This is a genomic window from Nitratireductor sp. B36 (genome assembly GCF_020833685.1).
Classification (GTDB): domain Bacteria; phylum Pseudomonadota; class Alphaproteobacteria; order Rhizobiales; family Rhizobiaceae; genus Nitratireductor.
This window is the reverse complement of the sequence record NZ_JACKZY010000001.1, coordinates 21,363-40,177: the sequence shown is the minus strand read 5'-3', so window position 1 is coordinate 40,177 and position 18,815 is coordinate 21,363. Positions and strand designations below refer to the sequence as shown.

18 protein-coding genes are annotated in these 18,815 nt (G+C 58.1%); 7 read left to right on the top strand and 11 right to left on the bottom strand.

Going from position 1 to position 18,815, the window contains the following annotated elements:
* Positions 1 to 19 precede the first annotated feature (19 nt).
* From H7H48_RS00260 to coaD, 8 genes are all read right to left on the bottom strand, one after another.
* The gene (locus H7H48_RS00260) at positions 20 to 814 is read right to left on the bottom strand and encodes a transglutaminase family protein (RefSeq protein ID WP_229446845.1); all 795 of its coding nucleotides are present in this window, start codon (positions 812 to 814) and stop codon (positions 20 to 22) included.
* A gap of 10 nt (positions 815 to 824) precedes the next feature.
* On the bottom strand, positions 825 to 1,766 hold the full coding sequence (locus H7H48_RS00255; RefSeq protein ID WP_229446844.1) for an alpha-E domain-containing protein: 942 nt from the start codon (positions 1,764 to 1,766) through the stop codon (positions 825 to 827).
* Positions 1,767 to 1,777: 11 nt separating this feature from the next.
* Positions 1,778 to 3,187, bottom strand: coding sequence for a circularly permuted type 2 ATP-grasp protein (locus H7H48_RS00250; RefSeq protein WP_229446843.1), 1,410 nt, complete (start codon positions 3,185 to 3,187; stop codon positions 1,778 to 1,780).
* A 151-nt stretch (positions 3,188 to 3,338) separates the two neighbouring features.
* Complete coding sequence (gene tgt, locus H7H48_RS00245) at positions 3,339 to 4,469, bottom strand: tRNA guanosine(34) transglycosylase Tgt (RefSeq protein WP_229446842.1); 1,131 nt, start codon at positions 4,467 to 4,469, stop codon at positions 3,339 to 3,341.
* Positions 4,466 to 5,542, bottom strand: coding sequence for a tRNA preQ1(34) S-adenosylmethionine ribosyltransferase-isomerase QueA (gene queA / locus H7H48_RS00240; RefSeq protein WP_229446841.1), 1,077 nt, complete (start codon positions 5,540 to 5,542; stop codon positions 4,466 to 4,468). The genes tgt and queA overlap by 4 nt, the downstream gene beginning before the upstream one ends.
* A 56-nt stretch (positions 5,543 to 5,598) precedes the next feature.
* Positions 5,599 to 6,075, bottom strand: a complete 477-nt coding sequence (locus H7H48_RS00235; RefSeq protein WP_229446840.1) for a peptidylprolyl isomerase — start codon at positions 6,073 to 6,075, stop codon at positions 5,599 to 5,601.
* 27 nt (positions 6,076 to 6,102) lie between these two features.
* Positions 6,103 to 6,693, bottom strand: a complete 591-nt coding sequence (locus H7H48_RS00230) for a peptidylprolyl isomerase (RefSeq protein ID WP_229446839.1) — start codon at positions 6,691 to 6,693, stop codon at positions 6,103 to 6,105.
* A gap of 18 nt (positions 6,694 to 6,711) precedes the next feature.
* Positions 6,712 to 7,212 carry a pantetheine-phosphate adenylyltransferase gene (gene coaD / locus H7H48_RS00225; protein ID WP_229446838.1) on the bottom strand — a complete coding sequence of 167 codons (501 nt, stop codon included), beginning with the start codon at positions 7,210 to 7,212 and terminating at the stop codon, positions 6,712 to 6,714.
* A 229-nt stretch (positions 7,213 to 7,441) separates the two neighbouring features.
* Between coaD and H7H48_RS20065 the strand changes: the two genes are divergently transcribed.
* Positions 7,442 to 7,576 (top strand): hypothetical protein, encoded by a 135-nt coding sequence (locus H7H48_RS20065; RefSeq protein ID WP_255663312.1) that lies wholly within the window; start codon positions 7,442 to 7,444, stop codon positions 7,574 to 7,576.
* Positions 7,577 to 7,622: 46 nt separating this feature from the next.
* On the opposite strand, the gene gyrA is transcribed toward H7H48_RS20065, so the two are convergent.
* A complete protein-coding gene (gene gyrA, locus H7H48_RS00220; protein ID WP_229446837.1) occupies positions 7,623 to 10,409 on the bottom strand; it encodes a DNA gyrase subunit A in 2,787 nt (928 codons plus the stop codon).
* A 231-nt stretch (positions 10,410 to 10,640) separates the two neighbouring features.
* Here gyrA and H7H48_RS00215 point away from each other — a divergent pair, with 231 nt between their 5' ends.
* On the top strand, positions 10,641 to 11,273 hold the full coding sequence (locus tag H7H48_RS00215) for a MarC family protein (protein WP_229446836.1): 633 nt from the start codon (positions 10,641 to 10,643) through the stop codon (positions 11,271 to 11,273).
* Between the two features lie 97 nt (positions 11,274 to 11,370).
* Positions 11,371 to 12,090 carry a transcriptional repressor LexA gene (gene lexA / locus H7H48_RS00210; RefSeq protein ID WP_229446835.1) on the top strand — a complete coding sequence of 240 codons (720 nt, stop codon included), beginning with the start codon at positions 11,371 to 11,373 and terminating at the stop codon, positions 12,088 to 12,090.
* Between the two features lie 89 nt (positions 12,091 to 12,179).
* Here the strand turns inward: lexA and H7H48_RS00205 are convergent, their stop codons facing one another.
* Positions 12,180 to 13,670 carry an NAD(P)H-hydrate dehydratase gene (locus H7H48_RS00205; protein ID WP_229446834.1) on the bottom strand — a complete coding sequence of 497 codons (1,491 nt, stop codon included), beginning with the start codon at positions 13,668 to 13,670 and terminating at the stop codon, positions 12,180 to 12,182.
* A 280-nt stretch (positions 13,671 to 13,950) separates the two neighbouring features.
* Between H7H48_RS00205 and H7H48_RS00200 the strand changes: the two genes are divergently transcribed.
* Together H7H48_RS00200 and glnA are read left to right on the top strand one after the other, a co-directional pair.
* Positions 13,951 to 14,289, top strand: a complete 339-nt coding sequence (locus H7H48_RS00200; protein WP_007009552.1) for a P-II family nitrogen regulator — start codon at positions 13,951 to 13,953, stop codon at positions 14,287 to 14,289.
* 72 nt (positions 14,290 to 14,361) lie between these two features.
* Entirely contained in the window at positions 14,362 to 15,771 is a 1,410-nt protein-coding gene (gene glnA / locus H7H48_RS00195; protein ID WP_229446833.1) for a type I glutamate--ammonia ligase, read from the top strand.
* A 58-nt stretch (positions 15,772 to 15,829) separates the two neighbouring features.
* Here glnA and H7H48_RS00190 read toward each other — a convergent pair whose 3' ends face one another.
* Complete coding sequence (locus tag H7H48_RS00190; RefSeq protein ID WP_229446832.1) at positions 15,830 to 16,468, bottom strand: hypothetical protein; 639 nt, start codon at positions 16,466 to 16,468, stop codon at positions 15,830 to 15,832.
* Positions 16,469 to 16,648: 180 nt separating this feature from the next.
* Between H7H48_RS00190 and H7H48_RS00185 the strand changes: the two genes are divergently transcribed.
* Both H7H48_RS00185 and H7H48_RS00180 read left to right on the top strand, forming a co-directional pair.
* A complete protein-coding gene (locus H7H48_RS00185) occupies positions 16,649 to 16,918 on the top strand; it encodes a DUF4212 domain-containing protein (RefSeq protein ID WP_223020739.1) in 270 nt (89 codons plus the stop codon).
* A 12-nt stretch (positions 16,919 to 16,930) separates the two neighbouring features.
* Positions 16,931 to 18,742 carry a sodium:solute symporter family protein gene (locus tag H7H48_RS00180; protein ID WP_229446831.1) on the top strand — a complete coding sequence of 604 codons (1,812 nt, stop codon included), beginning with the start codon at positions 16,931 to 16,933 and terminating at the stop codon, positions 18,740 to 18,742.
* The last annotated feature ends 73 nt before the right edge of the window (positions 18,743 to 18,815 follow it).

Below are 18,815 nucleotides of genomic sequence, written 5' to 3'. Positions count from 1 at the left end.
AAAGATTCGCTCTGAAAGACTACTGCTCCACCGTGATCTGAACCGCAAGCTCTTCCTGAGCGTGACCGATTCTGATCCCCATCACAGGCATCGCATCGCGGTAGTCACGCCCCGTGGCCACCCGGACATACCGATCATCCGCCGAAATGCCGTTGGAGCAATCAAAGGCAACCCAGCCCAGCCCTTCCAGATGCGCTTCGGCCCAAGCATGGCTCGCAGCCTGATCATCACTGTCATCCATCCGCAGGTATCCGCTCACATACCGCGCGGGAAAGCCCATCAGTCGCGCAGATGCCAGGAAGATGTGGGTGTGATCCTGGCAGACCCCCTCACCGTTTGCGAGCGCCTCTTCCGCCGTCGTGGCCGCGTCCGTGGCGCCGATCCGATAGGCGACGCGCTCGCGCACTTCATTCATCAGGGCATGCAATCGCTCCACATCAGCGGCACCTGTGATGTCGCGCACCAACGCTGCTATCCCGCGTCCAGCCGTACAAAGTGGGGTCTGCTGCTCAAAAAGCCATAACGGAGCGAGCCCCTGATGCTTGCCCGTGACCCCCGCGGTGTCACGGGTTTCCACGATGCCCGATGCTTGAAGAACGATCGTGTGCGGTTCGCCATCTATACTCACCAGACGCGTGTCGTTGCCAAAGCCATCGATGAATTGTGCTTCCTCAGTCGCGCCTTCTGTCTTCAACGACCACTCCACAACGTCCTGGGTCGGGCCGCTTTGAGGGCACAGCCGAAGGCGCTGCAACGCATAGGAAAGAGGGGCATCATAGCGGTATTCTGTCCGGTGAGTGATTTTCAGACGCATCGGATTGCCCTCAATAAAAGCGGAAATCTGTTGCGATCTGATTGCCCAAAGCGGCATTGTCGCGGATAAAATCACTCAAAAATTCGTGCAAACCTTCATCGAATATATCCGAAACTGCGGCCGTTTTCAGTTTCTCGAATTTGGCATCGGCCATCTCATTGCACCGTTGCCGCACACCATATTCATCCGCCAGATAGTCCAGAGAATCACAGATATGCCGGTAACAGAACGCCAGGGACCGCGGCATGCGCCGGTTCAATATGAGATAATCGGCAATGTTTGCCGGATTGAAATCACCTTCATGGGTCCAGCGGTATGACCGCAGGGCGGAGACTGAACGCAAGATCGTTTGCCACTGGATATTGTCGAGTGGGGAACCGACCCAAGCGGCCGAGGGCAGAAGCACATAGTATTTGACATCAAGAATGCGGGACGTGTTGTCCGCGCGTTCAATCATCGTACCCATCTGCGCGAAATCGAAGATTTCGTTGCGCAGCATCGTGCCTTGAAACGCGCCACGAATAAGTGCTGTTTCGCGTTTGACCGCATCAAGAACGGCAGGCAGGTCCTGCTCGTCGACGCGCCGTTTGAGCATGCGATGCATGGCCATCCATGCTTCGTTGACACTCTCCCACGTCTCTCGTGTGAGCGCTGTCCTCACCATCCGCGCGTTCATCCGCGCCGTATCTATGGAAGACAGCACGCTAGAGGGGTTCGCCGTGTCCCGGAGCAGGAAATTTGTCACCGTGGCCGTGTCAAACGCATCATTGCCCTGTTCAAACAGATCACGCACACCGGCGCTCGTGAGAACCGATGCCCATTCATCAGATGAGGCGCTGGTCTGGGTCAAAGCAAGCCTCAGCCCGGTATCGACCAGACGCGCCATGTTCTCCGCCCGCTCGATGTAACGGGCCATCCAGTAAAGACCGTTTGCTGAACGTCCAAGAAGCATGTCAGCGCGCCCTAATCATCGAGAACCCAGGTATCCTTGGTTCCACCCCCTTGTGAGGAGTTGACCACGAGGGATCCCTTCTTCAACGCCACTCTCGTGAGCCCACCCGGTACGATCCGAATGCGATCCGACACGAGGACGAAGGGGCGCAGATCCACATGGCGTGGCGCCAGCCCCTTGCTGGTCAGGATCGGACAGGTGGAGAGCGATAGCGTCGGCTGGGCGATGTAGTTTTTCGGCCGGGCCTTCAGTTTCTTTGCAAAAGCCGCCCTCTCCTTCTTCGAAGCGGCTGGCCCCACCAGCATGCCATAACCGCCGGAACCATGGACTTCCTTGACGACCAGCTCGTCAAGATGTTCAAGCACATAGGCAAGACTGTCCGGCTCCGAGCAGCGCCAGGTGGGAACATTGGGCAAAATCGCCTTGCGCCCCGTATAAAACTCCACAATCTCGGGCATATAGGAATAAATCGCCTTGTCGTCGCATATCCCGGTCCCCGGAGCGTTTGCAATGGTGATCTTGCCGGCCCGATAGACATCCATGATGCCCGGCACACCAAGGACCGAGTCCGGCCGGAAGGTCAGCGGGTCGAGATAGTCGTCGTCAATCCTGCGATAGAGAACATCAATACGCCTGTAGCCCTGCGTGGTTCGCATGGCCACATGACCGTCCACAACGCGGAGATCCGATCCTTCCACCAGTTCCACGCCCATCTGGTCGGCGAGGAAAGCATGCTCGAAATAGGCTGAATTGAAGCTACCGGGTGTCAGAACGGCGATGGTCGGCTTTCCCTCGCAAAGCTCCGGTTTCACGCGGGCGAGAGAATCGCGCAGGAGCTGCGGGTAATTCTCGACCGGGCGCACCTTGACCTGCTGAAACAGCTCGGGAAAGAGCTGCATCATGGTCTCCCGGTTTTCCAGCATATAAGAGACACCTGAGGGGGTGCGGGCATTGTCTTCCAGAACGAAGAAGTCGTCTTCCCCAGTCCGTACAATGTCGACGCCGGTAATGTGGGTGTAGACCCCTCCAGGCGGTTTCACACCGATCATTTCCGGCAAGAAGGCCTCATTGCCGGAGATGATTTCGCGGGGTATGCGCCCCGCACGCAGAATTTCCTGTCGATGATAGATGTCTTCGAGAAACGCATTGAGCGCCTGAACACGCTGCTCGATCCCCTGGACCAGCCGGCGCCATTCCTTGCCGGAGATGATGCGTGGGACAATGTCGAACGGGATCAGCCGTTCCGCCGCCTCCTGATCGCCATAGACAGCAAAAGTGATACCGGTTCTGCGGAAAACCCGTTCCGCGTCGCCCGCCTTCTGCTTCAGGCGTTTGGCGTCCTGCCGGTCAAACCAGCTCTGGTAATCTTCGTAGGGATCTCGGGCCTGGCCCCCCAGGCGCATCTCGTCAAATGGCGTCAAGAAATGCTCCTCTCAGAAGCATTTCAACGGGGAAGCCGGAAAAAAGCAAGTCGTTTCTAAATGTTACGACAATTGGAGCAGAGAACGGGAGATGATGCACAATTACTGAGCTGCAAGTCGAGTGACTTGCTCATTCTTTGGGCAAGCTTGTTCAAAGCGTTGGGATATCGCCCTCTTCCCAGGCCGCGCGAATTTCCGCTGCTCGCTGCTCGAAACGACCGGCTTCGATGGCGTCACGAATGTCCTGCATCAAAGACTGGTAGTATGCGAGGTTGTTCCAGGTCAGCAACATGCCGGCGAGCGACTCTCCCGCTTTCACCAGATGATGAAGATAGGCACGCGAATAATCCCGCGCTGCGGGGCAATCGCTCTCTTCATCGAGCGGACGGGTATCCTCAGCATGGCGAGCGTTCTTGAGGTTGATCTTGCCGCGCCGTGTATAGGCAAGCCCGTGCCGCCCAGCACGGGTCGGCATCACGCAATCGAACATGTCGATGCCGCGCGCGACCGATTTCAGAATGTCATCGGGCGTTCCAACACCCATCAGGTAGCGCGGTTTTTCGGCCGGTAGAACCGGACAGGTGGCCTCGAGCATCTCGAGCATGACCGCCTGCGGTTCACCCACGGCCAGCCCGCCCACGGCATAGCCTTTCAGATCCATTGCAGCGAGAGCCCGCGCGGAACGCTCGCGCAAATGCGGCTTGTCTCCGCCCTGGACGATGCCGAACATCGCTTTGCCAGATTGATTACCGAACGCCGACTTGCAGCGTTCCGCCCAGCGCAGCGACAGCTCCATGGCGCGTTCAATATCGGATTCTTCCGCCGGCAATGCCACGCACTCATCAAGCTGCATCTGGATGTCCGAACCAAGGAGCCCCTGTATCTCGATCGACCTCTCGGGCGACATTTCGAACACTTGTCCATCCACATGCGAGCGGAAGGTCACGCCTCTTTCGGTGATTTTACGCAAGTCCGCCAAAGACATGACCTGAAATCCGCCCGAATCCGTCAGGATCGGGTATGGCCAGCCCGCGAATTCGTGCAATCCACCAAGCCGCGCCATCCGCTCGGCCCCTGGCCGCAGCATCAGATGATACGTGTTGCCGAGGATAATGTCGGCACCCAGCTCACGCACCTGATCCATATACATGGCCTTGACCGTGCCTGCCGTTCCCACCGGCATGAAGGCGGGGGTACGGATCGTACCGCGCGGCATGGAGATTTCGCCGCGTCGGGCATCGCCATCCGTCGCCAGAAGGCGGAAGGTGAACTGGTCACTCACAACTGTTCGTCCCTGAAAAGCAGGCTGGCATCACCATAGGAATAGAAGCGGTATTCATTGCGGATCGCATGATCATAGGCACGCTTCATGGTCTCCGTCCCGCAAAAGGCCGAAACGAGCATGAAAAGCGTCGAGCGCGGCAGATGAAAATTCGTCATCAACACGTCGACCGTACGGAAACGATATCCAGGTGTGATGAAAATATCGGTCGCGCCTGACCACGCCTCCAGCGTCCCGGTGCGCTGAGATGCGCTTTCCAGGAGCCGCAAGGAGGTGGTGCCCACTGAAACAACGCGCCCGCCCCGTTTCCGGACCGCATTCAGGGCTTCCGCCGTCTCGGCATCCACCTCCCCCCATTCCGAGTGCATCTTGTGGTCGTCCGTATCGTCAACCTTGACTGGGAGAAAGGTACCCGCTCCTACATGCAAGGTCACGAAATGGCGCTCGATCCCGGCTACGTCCAGCGCCTGCATCAGTTCCGGGGTGAAATGGAGACCGGCCGTGGGCGCCGCAACCGCTCCCTCTTCACGGGCATAAATCGTCTGGTAATCGACTTCGTCGCGCTCATCTTCTGCGCGTTTGCCTGCAATATAGGGTGGAAGCGGCATGTGGCCAGCAGCCGCGATCGCCTCGTCCAGTACCGGACCTGAGAAATCAAACACCAGGAGCGCTTCGCCCCCTTCGCCCTTTTCCGCTACTGTTGCTTCAAGCGTACCGAGGAAACAGCTTTCACCATCATGGCCAAACTGGATGCGCTCGCCTGCGTTCACGCGCTTCGCCGGCTTCAGGAATGCCCGCCAGCGATCCGGCCCTTCGCGCATATGCAACGTTGCCTCGATGCGCGCCTCGGTCTCCCCTCGCCGGCGAACACCGCTGAGGCGAGCGGGAATGACTTTCGTGTCATTGAAAACCAAGGCATCGCCTGGTCGTAATATTTTGGGAAGCGCGCGGACCACGTGATCGGTCAGGGCTCCACCTTCGACCTTCAAAAGGCGTGCTGAATCGCGCGGATTGGCAGGTCTCAGCGCAATCCGCTCCTCCGGCAGCTCGAAATCAAAGATGTCTACACGCATTACAAACCGGTCGGCAGAAAAGACCGGGCGACCCTGCGCCGCCCGGTATCAAAATGTTAGGCAACGTCCGCCGCGACCCGCATGGAGATGATGGAGTCGGGTTCGGAGACCGGCTCGCCACGCTTGATCTTGTCGATACTGTCCATGCCTTCAGTCACCTGACCCCAGACGGAGTACTGACGATCGAGCCAAGGCGCCTTGTTGAAGCAGATGAAGAACTGGGAGTTGGCAGAGTTCGGGTTCTGCGAACGTGCCATCGAGCAGGTGCCGCGTTCATGAGCCATGTTCGAGAACTCGGCCTTGAGATCAGGCTTGTCCGATCCGCCCATACCCGTACCGGTCGGATCTCCGGTTTGCGCCATGAAACCGTCGATCACACGATGGAACACGATACCATCGTAAAACTTGTCGCGCGCGAGTTCCTTGATGCGCTTCACATGTTCGGGAGCGACGTCCGGAAAGAGCTGGATGATGACCTTGCCCTTGGTCGTTTCCATCACGATGGTGTTTTCCGGATCCTTGATATCAGCCATTCTTAAACCTTTCTTTTGTCGACGCGTTCAATTCGCGCCGTCACTTGCCATGCGTGCACTCAGGATCTTGTCCGGGTTCTGCACCATACCATTCTGTGCCGCATCGCCCTTCTTGATCGCATCGACCAGTTCCATGCCCGATTCGACCTCACCGATCACCGTGTATTGTCCGTTCAGGTGTTCGGCAGGGGCGAACATGATGAAAAACTGAGAATTGGCGGAGTTGGGATCCTGGGAGCGTGCCATCCCGACGGTGCCGCGCGTGAACGCAGCCTCAGAGAATTCCGCCGGCAAATTGGGTTTGTCCGAACCGCCGGTTCCGACACGCCGTGCATCAAATCCGTCCTCGACATCACCGTACTGAACATCACCGGTCTGCGCCATGAAGCCATCGATGACCCGATGAAAAGCGACATTGTCGTAAGCCCCCTCCGCAACCAGGGCCTTGACCTGCTCCACATGTTTCGGTGCGAGATCTGGTCGTAACGCTATGGTCACCTCGCCGTTTTTGAGCGTTAGAATCATTGTATTCTCCGGCTCGGCGGCTGATGCCACGCCGAGCCCGGCAAGAAAGGCCCCGACCACGAGCGCAGACGAAACGAGCTTGCGAAGCTGCATAAAACTCTCCTTTTGGTTTCAGGCGGGGAATTTGGCCTTAAGCGCTGCCAGCACCACGGAAGGCACGAATGGCGCGATGTCTCCACCCATGGAAGCGATCTGCCGGACGAGTGTGGCGGTAATGGTGCGCACCGAAGGGCTTGCTGGTAAAAAAACGGTCTGCAGATCCGGTGCCATGGTCTCGTTCATGCCCGCCATCTGCATTTCGTAATCCAGATCCGTGCCGTCGCGCAGACCGCGGATCATGATCGAGGCGCCCTGTGCGCGCGCAGCGTCGATCACCAGCTTGTCGAAAGCCACGACCTCGATCCGCCCGGCGTCTAGACCCAACTCAACCACCGCGGAACGCTGGATCAGCGAAACGCGCTCCTCATAGCTGAAAAGCGGCTTTTTGCCCGGATGCACGCCGATTCCAACAACCACCTTGTCAGCCACGGTCAACGCACCTTTGAGCACGTCGAGGTGCCCGTTGGTCAAAGGGTCGAAGGATCCCGCGTAGAAAGCTGTTCGCTCGGTCATGGCGTGCTTGTATCCGTCTTAACAGGGGTTGGCAATTCGACAATCGCGCCTCTTGAGCCCTGGCCAGAACCGCTTAGGTCGCAAAAGATGAACAACGCCTGAATGCCTCATTCAACAGCGGTTTGAACCCAATCGGCTAGTCAGGTCACCAATGCCTACAGGAACGCCGCGCGGAAAAATGAAACCAAATCGCGGTTCGTCACGTTAATAGGCCAAAAGGAGACAAGCCATGCTGATCTTTACGCTCGCTGCCGCAATGACCGTCGCGATGCTGATTGCCACCGTCGTCGGTCTCCACGAAGAAGCCAGCCGCATCAAGCTGGAAAACCGGGTCCGCAGCTCTGCCAACCGCCGCTTTCATTAAATCCGGCGCAGAGCCGCGAAAGAGTCTGGAACGGTACAAAGGCCAATCATTCTGTGGCCCCTCCTTGCGGTTCCGTATCCGTTTCGCTGGCTACGGGTTCATCGCCGGATGATATTTCCTCTTCGGTCTGCGTATCCGAAATGCGCTCTACCGAAACAACCTTCTCCCCCTTAGCGGTGTTGAAGATGGTAACACCCTTTGTGGCGCGGCTGGCGATACGTATTCCGTTGACCGGAACGCGAATGACCTGCCCGGCATTCGACACCAGCATGATCTGATCATCCTCCTCCACCGGGAAGGCGGCCACCAAAGGACCGATCTCATCGGTTTTGCTGACATCAGTGGCTCGAATGCCCTTACCGCCTCGACCAGTCACCCGGAAATCATAGCTCGAGGAGCGTTTTCCATAGCCGAATTCGCTGACGGTCAAAACCATCTGCTCCCGGGCCTTCAATTCCTCATAGCGTTCAGGTGAAAGGCTCTCTTCTTCTCCCAGTTCCTCGTTGGTAAGAGCGACGTCTTCCTCATCCCCGTTTGCCTGCCGGCGTTCTGCCGCTGCCTGCTTGAGATAAGCGGCACGAGCAGCCGGGCTTGCTTCGACGTGGGAAAGTATCGCCATGGAGATAACCCGGTCGCCCTCCGCCAGATTAATTCCGCGCACGCCGATCGAATTGCGGCCCGCAAAAACGCGCACATCCGAGACACAGAACCGGATGCACTGGCCCGAAGCTGCGGTCAGCAGCACGTCGTCATCTTCCGTACAGGTGTAGACACCGAGGATCTCATCGTTCGGATCCTCGAGCTTCATCGCAATCTTGCCGTTGCGATTGACCTGAACAAAATCCGAAAGTTTGTTGCGACGCACCGTGCCTCGTGTGGTGGCGAACATGACGTCCAGCGCACCCCAGCTCTCCTCGTCCTCAGGCAGCGGCATGATCGTCGTAATGCTCTCGCCCTCCTCAAGCGGCAGCATGTTGCGCAGGAATTTGCCGACGGATTGCGGCGTGCCAACCGGCAGGCGCCAGACCTTTTCCTTGTAGACAATGCCGCGTGAGGAGAAGAACAGAATGGGTGTGTGCGTGTTGGCCACGAACAGCCGCGTGACGAAATCCTCGTCCTTGGTCGACATGCCCGAACGGCCCTTGCCGCCACGCGCCTGCGCCCGGTAGATGGAAAGGGGCACGCGCTTGATATAACCCTTGCGCGTGACGGTAACGACCATTTCCTCGCGCTGGATCAGATCCTCATCGTCAAGGTCGGCTCCACCTTCCGTGATCTCGGTCCGGCGGGGCGTGCCAAATTCATCCCGGACCGCGATAAGCTCATCCTTGACGATTTGCTGGATCCGAGCGCGCGATGCCAGGATTTCCAGGTAATCGCTGATTTCCGCGCCGATCTGGTTCAACTCATCCGCGATTTCATCGCGACCGAGTGCCGTCAAACGCTGCAGGCGCAGTTCGAGGATTGCGCGTGCCTGCTCCTCGGAAAGGTTATAGGTGCCATCCTCATTGATGCGATGCCGCGGATCGTCGATCAGAAGGATCAAGGCTTCCACGTCAGAGGCCGGCCAACGGCGCTCCATCAATTGCTCCCGCGCTGTCTGCGGATCGGGCGCATGGCGGATAAGCTTGATCACCTCGTCGATATTGGCGACAGCGATGGCAAGACCGACCAGCACATGCGCGCGGTCACGCGCCTTGCGCAGCAGATATTTAGTGCGGCGGCTGACGACCTCTTCGCGGAAATGGACAAAGGCCTTCAAGAGATCGAGCAGGTTCATCTGCTCGGGCTTGCCGCCATTCAGCGCCACCATGTTCGCGCCAAAGGAGGTTTGCAGCGGCGTAAAGCGATAAAGCTGGTTCAGTACGACATCGGCAACCGCATCGCGTTTCAGCTCAACCACGACGCGATAGCCCTGGCGGTCACTTTCGTCTCGGATGTCGGAAATACCCTCGATGCGCTTGTCGCGCACCAATTCGGCCATCTTCTCGATCATCGAGGCCTTGTTGACCTGGTAGGGAATTTCCGTAATCACAATCGCTTCACGGTCGTTGCGCGCCGGTTCGATGGCAACCTTGCCGCGCATCATGATGGAACCGCGTCCGGTCTCATAGGCGCTGCGGATGCCGGAACGCCCGAGAATGAGACCGCCGGTCGGGAAGTCCGGGCCCGGAATCAGTTCCTGCAATTCAGGCAGACCAATCGCCGGATTGTCGATCATGGCCACGCAGCCATTGATGACTTCCGAAAGATTGTGCGGCGGAATATTGGTCGCCATACCAACCGCGATACCACCGGAACCATTGACCAGAAGGTTCGGATAGCGCGCCGGCAGCACTTTGGGTTCGCTGCCGGAACCGTCATACGTGTCCTGGAAGTCGACCGTTTCCTTATCGATGTCTTCCAAAAGCTCGTGAGCGCCTTTGGTAAGCCGCGATTCGGTATAGCGCATGGCCGCCGGCGGATCGCCGTCAATTGAGCCAAAATTGCCCTGACCATCGATCAGCGGCAAACGCATGGACCAATGCTGCGCCATGCGCACGAGCGCATCGTAGATCGCCGCATCGCCATGAGGGTGATACTTACCCATCACATCGGCGACCGGACGTGCCGATTTCACATACTTGCGGTTCCAGTGATAACCGCTCTCATGCGAAGCGTAGAGAATGCGCCGATGCACCGGCTTCAAACCATCGCGCGCATCCGGCAGAGCGCGGCTCACGATAACGCTCATCGCGTAATCGAGGTAGGAGCGCTGCATCTCCTCTATGATGGAAATCGGCTCGATATCGTCGGGCTCGCCCGATCCGGTCGGCGTTGTCTGGTCAGTCAAATCGAGTCACACACAGAATAAGGAATCACTGACTTCTTATATATGAAGCGCCGTTGATTCTCCAATCGGAGCAGTGACGGAAGCCAAGGAAATCCAACGCGATTTCAGACGCATATGGCTGGTCTGTGAATGGTGTCGTAGACAAATTGACGCAGCACACGCGCACAGGGTCGCAATCAGAGCTTTTCTGAAGCCTCCCAACTGGGTTAGACAGTCTGAAGGGAGGCCCCGATGGCAGGTTACGAGACCTTGTTCAACGCATTCGTCACGCTGCTCGTGACCGTGGATCCACCGGGTCTGGCACCGCTCTTTCTGGCGTTGACGGTCGGAATGAACCGATCTGAGCGGAATCAGGTCGCAGTTCGCGCCGCAATCATCGGTTTCGCAGTCCTTGCACTCTTCGGCGTGGCCGGCAGTGCGATACTTTCCATTTTCGGGATCACCCTGCCTGCTTTCCGTGTGGCAGGCGGTCTGCTTCTCTTCTTCATCGCCTTCGAAATGATATTCGAACGCCGCCAGGAGCGGCATGAAAAAAGTGCCGAACGCGCCATCACGCGCGACATGATCCGAAACATCGCAGCTTTTCCGTTGGCCATACCTCTGATTGCCGGCCCCGGCGCGATTTCGGCCACGGTGCTTCTTTCCGGCTCATTCGGCGGTCTCGGCGGAACCGCCGCACTGCTGGCAATTCTATTGACGACGATCGGCATCACCTATGCCGTTTTTACGCTCGCAGAGCGCGTCGATCGTTTTCTGGGCGAGACCGGACGATCGATCCTGACCAGACTTCTCGGCGTGATACTGGCTGCTCTCGCTGTTCAGTTCGTAGCGGATGGCGCAAAGGCTCTGTTTGACGCGCCATAGCGCCTAAATGAGAAGAAAATACCGGCAGTTGCGGAACACAACTGGAACATATACAGTATGTTCTGGTTTTGTTTTTAACTGATTCTCGGTGGCGACCATGCTGACCCGCAAGCAGCACGAACTTCTCCTGTTCATTCACGAGCGCTTGAAGGAGACCGGAATCCCGCCCTCCTTCGATGAAATGAAGGAGGCGCTGGACCTTGCGTCCAAGTCTGGCATTCACCGGTTGATCACCGCCCTGGAGGAACGTGGCTTTATCCGACGCCTTCCTAATCGCGCCCGTGCGCTCGAGGTGTTGCGCCTGCCCGATTCGATTGCGCCGGGCCTGAATGCGGGCGCACGCAAATTTTCTCCAAGCGTTATCGAAGGCAGCCTCGGCAAAGCGCCACCTGCCCCGCCCAAACCGGCAGCCAGCAATGACGACGCTCTCGCCGGTGTCGTTTCCGTGCCTGTCATGGGGCGCATCGCTGCGGGTGTTCCGATCGATGCCATCCAGCACCAGACCCATTCCATCGCCGTGCCTCCAGACATGCTGAGTGGAGGCGATCACTACGCGTTGGAGGTCAAAGGCGATTCGATGATCGAGGCGGGAATTTTTGATGGTGATACCGTCATCATCCGCGAAACGCAGACTGCCAACCCCGGCGAGATTGTGGTTGCTTTGGTCGATCAGGAAGAAGCGACCTTGAAACGTTTCCGTCGCAAGGGAGCATCGATCGCCCTTGAGGCTGCCAATCCGGCGTATGAGACACGGATATTCGGCCCCGACCGGGTGAAGGTCCAGGGGCGTCTGGTGGGGTTGATGCGCCGTTATTGACCCGGCGTCGAGGGAGCATGCCCAAGCTGCTGTTCATGAATTCGACATGGGGCTCAAGGGCCAACTGGCGAAGTCCAGGGAGCGTTTTCTCAAGCGAGTCCCTGCAGCACCTTCGGCAGCATTTCAGGCAGGTCTTCGGCGATCAGACCGGGTCCGAATGACCGACCGCATTCTGCGTGAATCCAAACAGCAGCGCACGCTGCCTCAAAGGCCGGCATCCCTTGAGCCAGAAGGCTTGCGGCAATTCCTGACAGGACATCGCCTGATCCGGCCGTTGCCAGATGTGGCGTAGCGTTGGCATTGATTGCCCCTCGCCCGTCGGGCGCCGCAACGATCGTATCAGGCCCCTTGAGCACGATCGTCGCCCCGGACCGTCTTGCCGCCTCCCGCGCTCTTTGCACTTTGGAAATCGCTGGCGCGTCCTCCAGGCCTGGAAACAGTCGGGAGAACTCCCCTTCGTGCGGCGTGAGAACGACCTGCGCGGCGGAACCCTTGATCATACCGAAAAACATATCCGGCTTGTCGCTAAAGGCCGTGAGGGCGTCAGCATCGAAAACCAACCCGCTTGCGTCATTGGCCTGATGGAGAAGCGCGCGTGCGAAACTGCGCGTTCGCTCTCCAGTGCCTGCTCCTGGTCCCAGAACCACCCCGGAGGGTAAGCGGTGGGCGAGGAAGGCCTGCAACTCGCCGACCGTGTCGGCCTTGCGCAACATGATCGATGTCAAATGCATCGCATTAATCGAAAGCGCGTTCGTGGGCGAAAGCATCGTCACGGCCCCTGCCCCCGCACGCGCCGCTGCCCGCGCGGCAAGCCGAGCCGCACCCGTCGAGGTTGCCCCACCAGAAATTACCGCCACATGACCGCGCGAATATTTGTGCGCGCTGATACAGGGCTTCGGCACGGCTTCCCGCCACAAAGCAGGCTGGTTCTCCCAAAGTGCTCCACCAACTGTATCAAGCGCGCTGTCTGCGATGCCGATATCCGCAACGACAAGGTCACCGCACATTTGCCGTCCCGGCACCAGGAGGTGCCCCGGCTTCTTGCGAAAAAAGGTGACAGTCACTTCCGCCGAGAGGGCGGCGCCGAGTGGCTTTCCGGATACCCCGCAAACGCCGGAAGGCAGATCGATGGCGACCACAGGCAGCCCACTGCTGCTTACCCTGGCGACAATCTCGGCTGCCCTCCCTTCAAGCGGGCGTTTCAGGCCTGCGCCGAACAACGCATCCACCACAATCCATCCTCGCGTGGGTTGGAAAGCGGTGAATGGCTCTGCCTCAACCGGGCAATCCTCAAGCGCGCGCGACACATCGCCGCTCGCGACCGGTTTGGCCTCGGCAAAAACGCGGACACGGAGGCCTCGTTCTGCCAGCAGGCGCGCAACGACATAGCCGTCACCGCCATTGTTGCCCGGACCGCAAAGGACAAAAACGCCTTCTGCTTCCGCATAGCGAGCCAGGATTTCACCTGCCACCGCCGCGCCCGCATGGCGCATCAGACAATAACCGGCCAGCGGCCCATCAGCGATGGCGGCGCGGTCCACCCTACCCATCTCTTCAGGCGTAACGATCTCCAAATGCATCACTCGCTGCCGTTTTATTGAGCGCATTGCATATTTTTTAAGCAGGCTTCAAACTGTGCCGCGCTCCACATGTGTCCCTTGATGATTTTCAAAGGTGAGCGCGCAACATGTCGCTGCCTGAAAACCCGTGCGATTGTAGCATCCGGAGGACACAATGCAGCGATTGGCACGGTTCATGCAAGGCTCTCATTGGAGTTGGCATGTTTCGTGCTTTATTCGAACCGGAACAACAAGGGGCGCGGGATCACCGTTCCTGAACTCATTTGGAGGCCACTAAGGCATGAAAAAGGTCGAAGCGATCATCAAACCCTTCAAGCTCGACGAAGTGAAGGAAGCCCTTCAGGAAATCGGCCTTCAGGGCATAACCGTGATCGAGGCGAAGGGGTTCGGGCGCCAGAAGGGGCACACCGAACTCTATCGCGGGGCAGAATATGTCGTCGACTTTCTCCCAAAGGTGAAGATCGAAGTTGTCCTGCCGGACGAAACGGTTGATGCGGCAATCGAGGCGATCCGCAAGGCCGCCCAGACGGGCCGCATCGGCGACGGGAAGATTTTCGTGACCAATGTGGAAGAAGTTATCCGCATCCGTACCGGCGAGACCGGTGCCGACGCCGTTTGATCCGCAATTATTCTCTTTCCCGGAACACCTCCGGGATCATCAGGCAAGACCATCGCAAATAGGAAGGCGAATATGACCACTGCACAAGACATCATGAAGCAGATCAAGGAAAACGACGTAAAGTTTGTCGATCTGCGCTTCACGGATCCCAAAGGCAAGCTGCAGCACGTCACCATGGATGTCTCCGCCGTGGACGAGGACATGTTCGCCGACGGCGTTATGTTCGACGGCTCGTCCATCGCCGGCTGGAAGGCCATTAATGAATCCGACATGGTTTTGATGCCGGAGACCGATACGGCCCATATGGACCCGTTCTTCGCCCAGTCGACCATGGCCATTTTCTGCGACATTCTCGACCCGATTTCGGGTGAGGCCTACAACCGCGACCCGCGCGGCACGGCCAAGAAGGCAGAAGCCTTCCTGAAGTCGGAAGGGATTGGCGATACCGTGTATGTCGGCCCCGAACCGGAATTCTTCATCTTCGACGATGTGAAATACAAGGCAGATCCCTACAACACCGGGTTCAAGCTCGACTCGAGCGAACTGCCAAGCAACGATGATGCGGAATATGAAACGGGCAATCTCGGCCACCGCCCGCGCGTGAAGGGCGGATATTTCCCTGTGCCGCCGATCGATTCAGCTCAGGACATGCGCTCGGAAATGCTGACGGTTCTCACCGAGATGGGCGTGATCGTCGAGAAGCATCACCACGAGGTCGGTGCCGCACAGCATGAACTGGGCATCAAGTTCGAGACGTTGCTTAAGAGCGCAGACAGCGTTCAGAAGTTCAAATACGGCGTTCATCAGGTTGCCAATGCCTATGGCAAGACGGCAACCTTCATGCCAAAGCCGATCTATGGCGACAACGGCTCGGGTATGCATGTTCACCAGTCGATCTGGAAGGAAGGCAAGCCGACCTTCGCTGGCAATGAATATGCAGGTCTGTCGGAGAACTGTCTGTTCTATATCGGCGGCATCATCAAGCATGCCAAGGCTATCAACGCCTTCACCAACCCGATCACCAACTCCTACAAGCGTCTGGTTCCGGGTTTTGAAGCTCCGGTCTTGCTCGCCTATTCGGCCCGCAACCGCTCTGCTTCATGCCGCATTCCGTTTGGCTCCTCACCAAAAGCCAAACGCGTCGAGGTCCGTTTCCCCGATCCGGGCGCAAACCCCTATCTGGCCTTCGCAGCTATGCTGATGGCCGGCATCGACGGCATCAAGAACAAGATTCATCCCGGCCAGGCCATGGACAAGGATCTTTATGACCTGCCGCCGAAGGAGCTGAAGAAGGTTCCGACCGTCTGCGGATCACTGCGCGAAGCGCTCATGAGCCTCGACAAGGATCGCGGCTTCCTGAAGGCTGGCGGTGTGTTCGACGATGATCAGATCGACGCCTATATCGAACTGAAGATGGCGGAAGTTCTGCGTTACGAAATGACGCCGCACCCGGTCGAGTTCGAGATGTACTACTCGGTCTAATCGCTCCTCCCAAGGCGATTGCGGGGGCTCCGTCCACGGACGGGGCCCCTTTTTTTGTTCAGCCGCTTTTCAGCTGGTTCTTCCAGTTCCGGGCGAGAGCAGACAAGTCGGCGCGCGCACGAAAAGCGCGGGTCACTTCACCGAACGCGAAACGGATCGAGTTTTCCACGATTTCCCTGTCGTGGCGCTTCAATTGATCGGCGATCGGCGCCCAACGGAAAAGCGCCTGCGGGCTCTCGGTAAACGCCCCTCCGTCTACCGCCACATTCTGCCAATGGGTCTTCGCGATGCGCTTTTCAAACGCGTCACGCCATTCATCCACCGTTTCCGACTGGGGAAGTGCATCCCGATTGTGGGTGAGCCCCTCTGAATGGCAATGACGGGCCAGCGCAGCAGCCTCTTCCCGATCTAGCAGACCTTCGGAAGCGATCTTCGCGACAGCGTGAAGGGTGAGATCGGAGAGACAGGCCGCGAAGACATGGAGCTTGGCCACGTTGATGGATTGGACGAACACATCATCCTCGAACATTGACGGATAGCGCGTCCCCATCCGCGCCTTCAGATAGCCGTAGAGCTTTTTCTGAGCGACAAACGAGGACCGCGTGGCAATGAAGGTGCAAAGCGCGTCCACCGTATCAATGGGCGCATTATCACGTTTGATCGTGAGCCTAGCCGCCGCTTCACGCAGAAACGCCATCCCCCTGATCCAGGCAATTCCCATAAGACACATCCTCCTGTCATACGACCAATGTCTCGATTTTCATTGCTCAGAAGATGCCCAATGCTTGAGACATGCCATTGTGATTCCTAATCCACAGAACCGCAATGGCGGCAGTTAACGACTTTCGTCGCTGACGTTTTTAGGGAGGAGGACACCATGTCCGCTAATGACGCAGGTGATGTGAGGGATCGTTACTGGGCCAAAACCAGGAACCTGACAATCGTGGTTCTGGCCTTGTGGGCGTTCTTCTCACTTGTAGTTCCAGCAATGGTTTCGACACTCAACCAATTCACATTTCTTGGCTTCCCCTTCGGCTTCTACATGATTGCCCAGGGCTCGCTGATCGCTTTCGTCGTCATCATCTGGGTGCAGAACTGGCGCCAGGATGCCATCGACGACGAGTTCGGCTTTGGCGAAGAAGAATAGGGAGGAACCGGCATGGCTTTGATTCAAGGACGGTTCATCGACAATATCGGCCGGGTGTATGCGATATACACCGGTGGGTTCCTTGCCTTCATCCTGTTGATGGCGGTTCTGGAACAGTTAGGTGTTGGCGCCGACACGATCGGCATTCTGTTCGTCGCCTTCACCATCGCGATCTACGCCCTTATCGGCTGGCTTTCGCGCACCATGGAAGTGGACGCCTATTATGTAGCCGGGCGGCAGGTTCCTGCCGTTTATAATGGTATGGCGACCGCAGCGGACTGGATGTCTGGCGCATCGTTTGTCGCCCTTGCCGGCGGCGTCTATTTCGGCGGTTATGGTTATATGGCCTTCATCGTCGGCTGGACCGGCGGCTATGTGCTCGTCAACTCGCTGATGGCGCCATATTTGCGTAAGTTCGGCTGCTACACGGTACCGGACTTCATCGGCACACGATATGGCGGCAATCTCGCACGCCTGTGCGCCGTGATCGTTCTGGTCGTAGCATCGTTCACCTATGTGACCGCCCAGATCAACGCGACCGGCACCATCGCCGCGCGCGCGCTCCACATTCCATTCTCCTACGGTGTGTGGTTCGGCCTTCTGGGCATTCTGTTATGCTCGATGCTGGGTGGAATGCGCGCTGTCACGTGGACGCAGGTGGCGCAGTACATCGTGCTGATCATCGCCTATCTGGTTCCGGTGATCTGGATGTCGAATGCCCAGGGCTTCGGTCTCATCCCGCATTTCACCTATGGCGAAGCGGCAGCAAACATGGCGAATTTCGAGGCCCAGTACGGCCTGAACCCGCCAGCCGAAGCTATAGCGGGCCTTTCAGTGCTCACAACGCCGCATACCGGCCCGGTGGGTGACTATGCAGAATGGAAGTTCATCACACTTGCTCTTTGCATGATGTGCGGAACGGCTTCCCTACCCCACATTCTGATGCGCTATTTCACAACCCCGACCGTGCGGTCGGCGCGCAAATCCGTGGCATGGTCGCTGCTGTTCATTTTCCTGCTGTACTTCACGGCACCGGCACTGGCGACACTCACCAAACTGCAGCTTCTTGATCCGAACCTGCCAACCGCCATCATCGGCAAGCCATTTGAGGAGGTGGCATCGCTGGCCTGGATCCAGAACTGGTCAAGTGTGGGCTTCCTTGCGATTGCCGACCAGAACAGCGATGGCATATTGCAGCTCAACGAGTTCTTCATGCGGCCGGACATCGTCGTGCTTGCAACACCAGAGATCGCAGGGCTTCCCTATGTGATATCCGGCCTTGTCGCTGCCGGTGGTATGGCAGCTGCCATGTCAACCGCTGACGGTCTGCTCCTGGCGATCGCCAACGCGTTGAGCCACGATCTCTACTACAAGATGATCGACCCGAAGGCCGACACGGCGGTTCGGCTCATCGTGGCACGCATCCTGCTGGTAGGCATTGGTGCTCTGGGCGCGCTGATCGCATCGCTTCAGCTGACAGGCATTCTTGGTGCCGTTGCCTGGGCATTCTGCTTTGCCTGTTCCGGGCTTTTCTTCCCGCTCGCCCTCGGTGTGTGGTGGAAACGGGCGAACAGGCCAGGCGCGGTTGCCGGTATGGCCGCAGGCTTCATCGCAGGCAGCCTCTACCTCTACTATGTCTACACTGGCGGAACGCCATGGTTCGGACTGGACCATCTGCGCTTCGGCATTGTCGGCATGGCCGTGAGCCTGGTTGCGATGGTGGTGGTCACGCTGCTGACGCCTGCGCCCGATGAAGAAATCCAGCGCATGGTGGAAGAAACACGCGTGCCGACTGGTCCGGCCATTCTTTCTGACAAACACTGATCACGCTATGATCGGCGTTCGGGGGCGGGATAACCCGCCCCCGATTCGCGTGCTGGGAGAGACTTGATGCAGG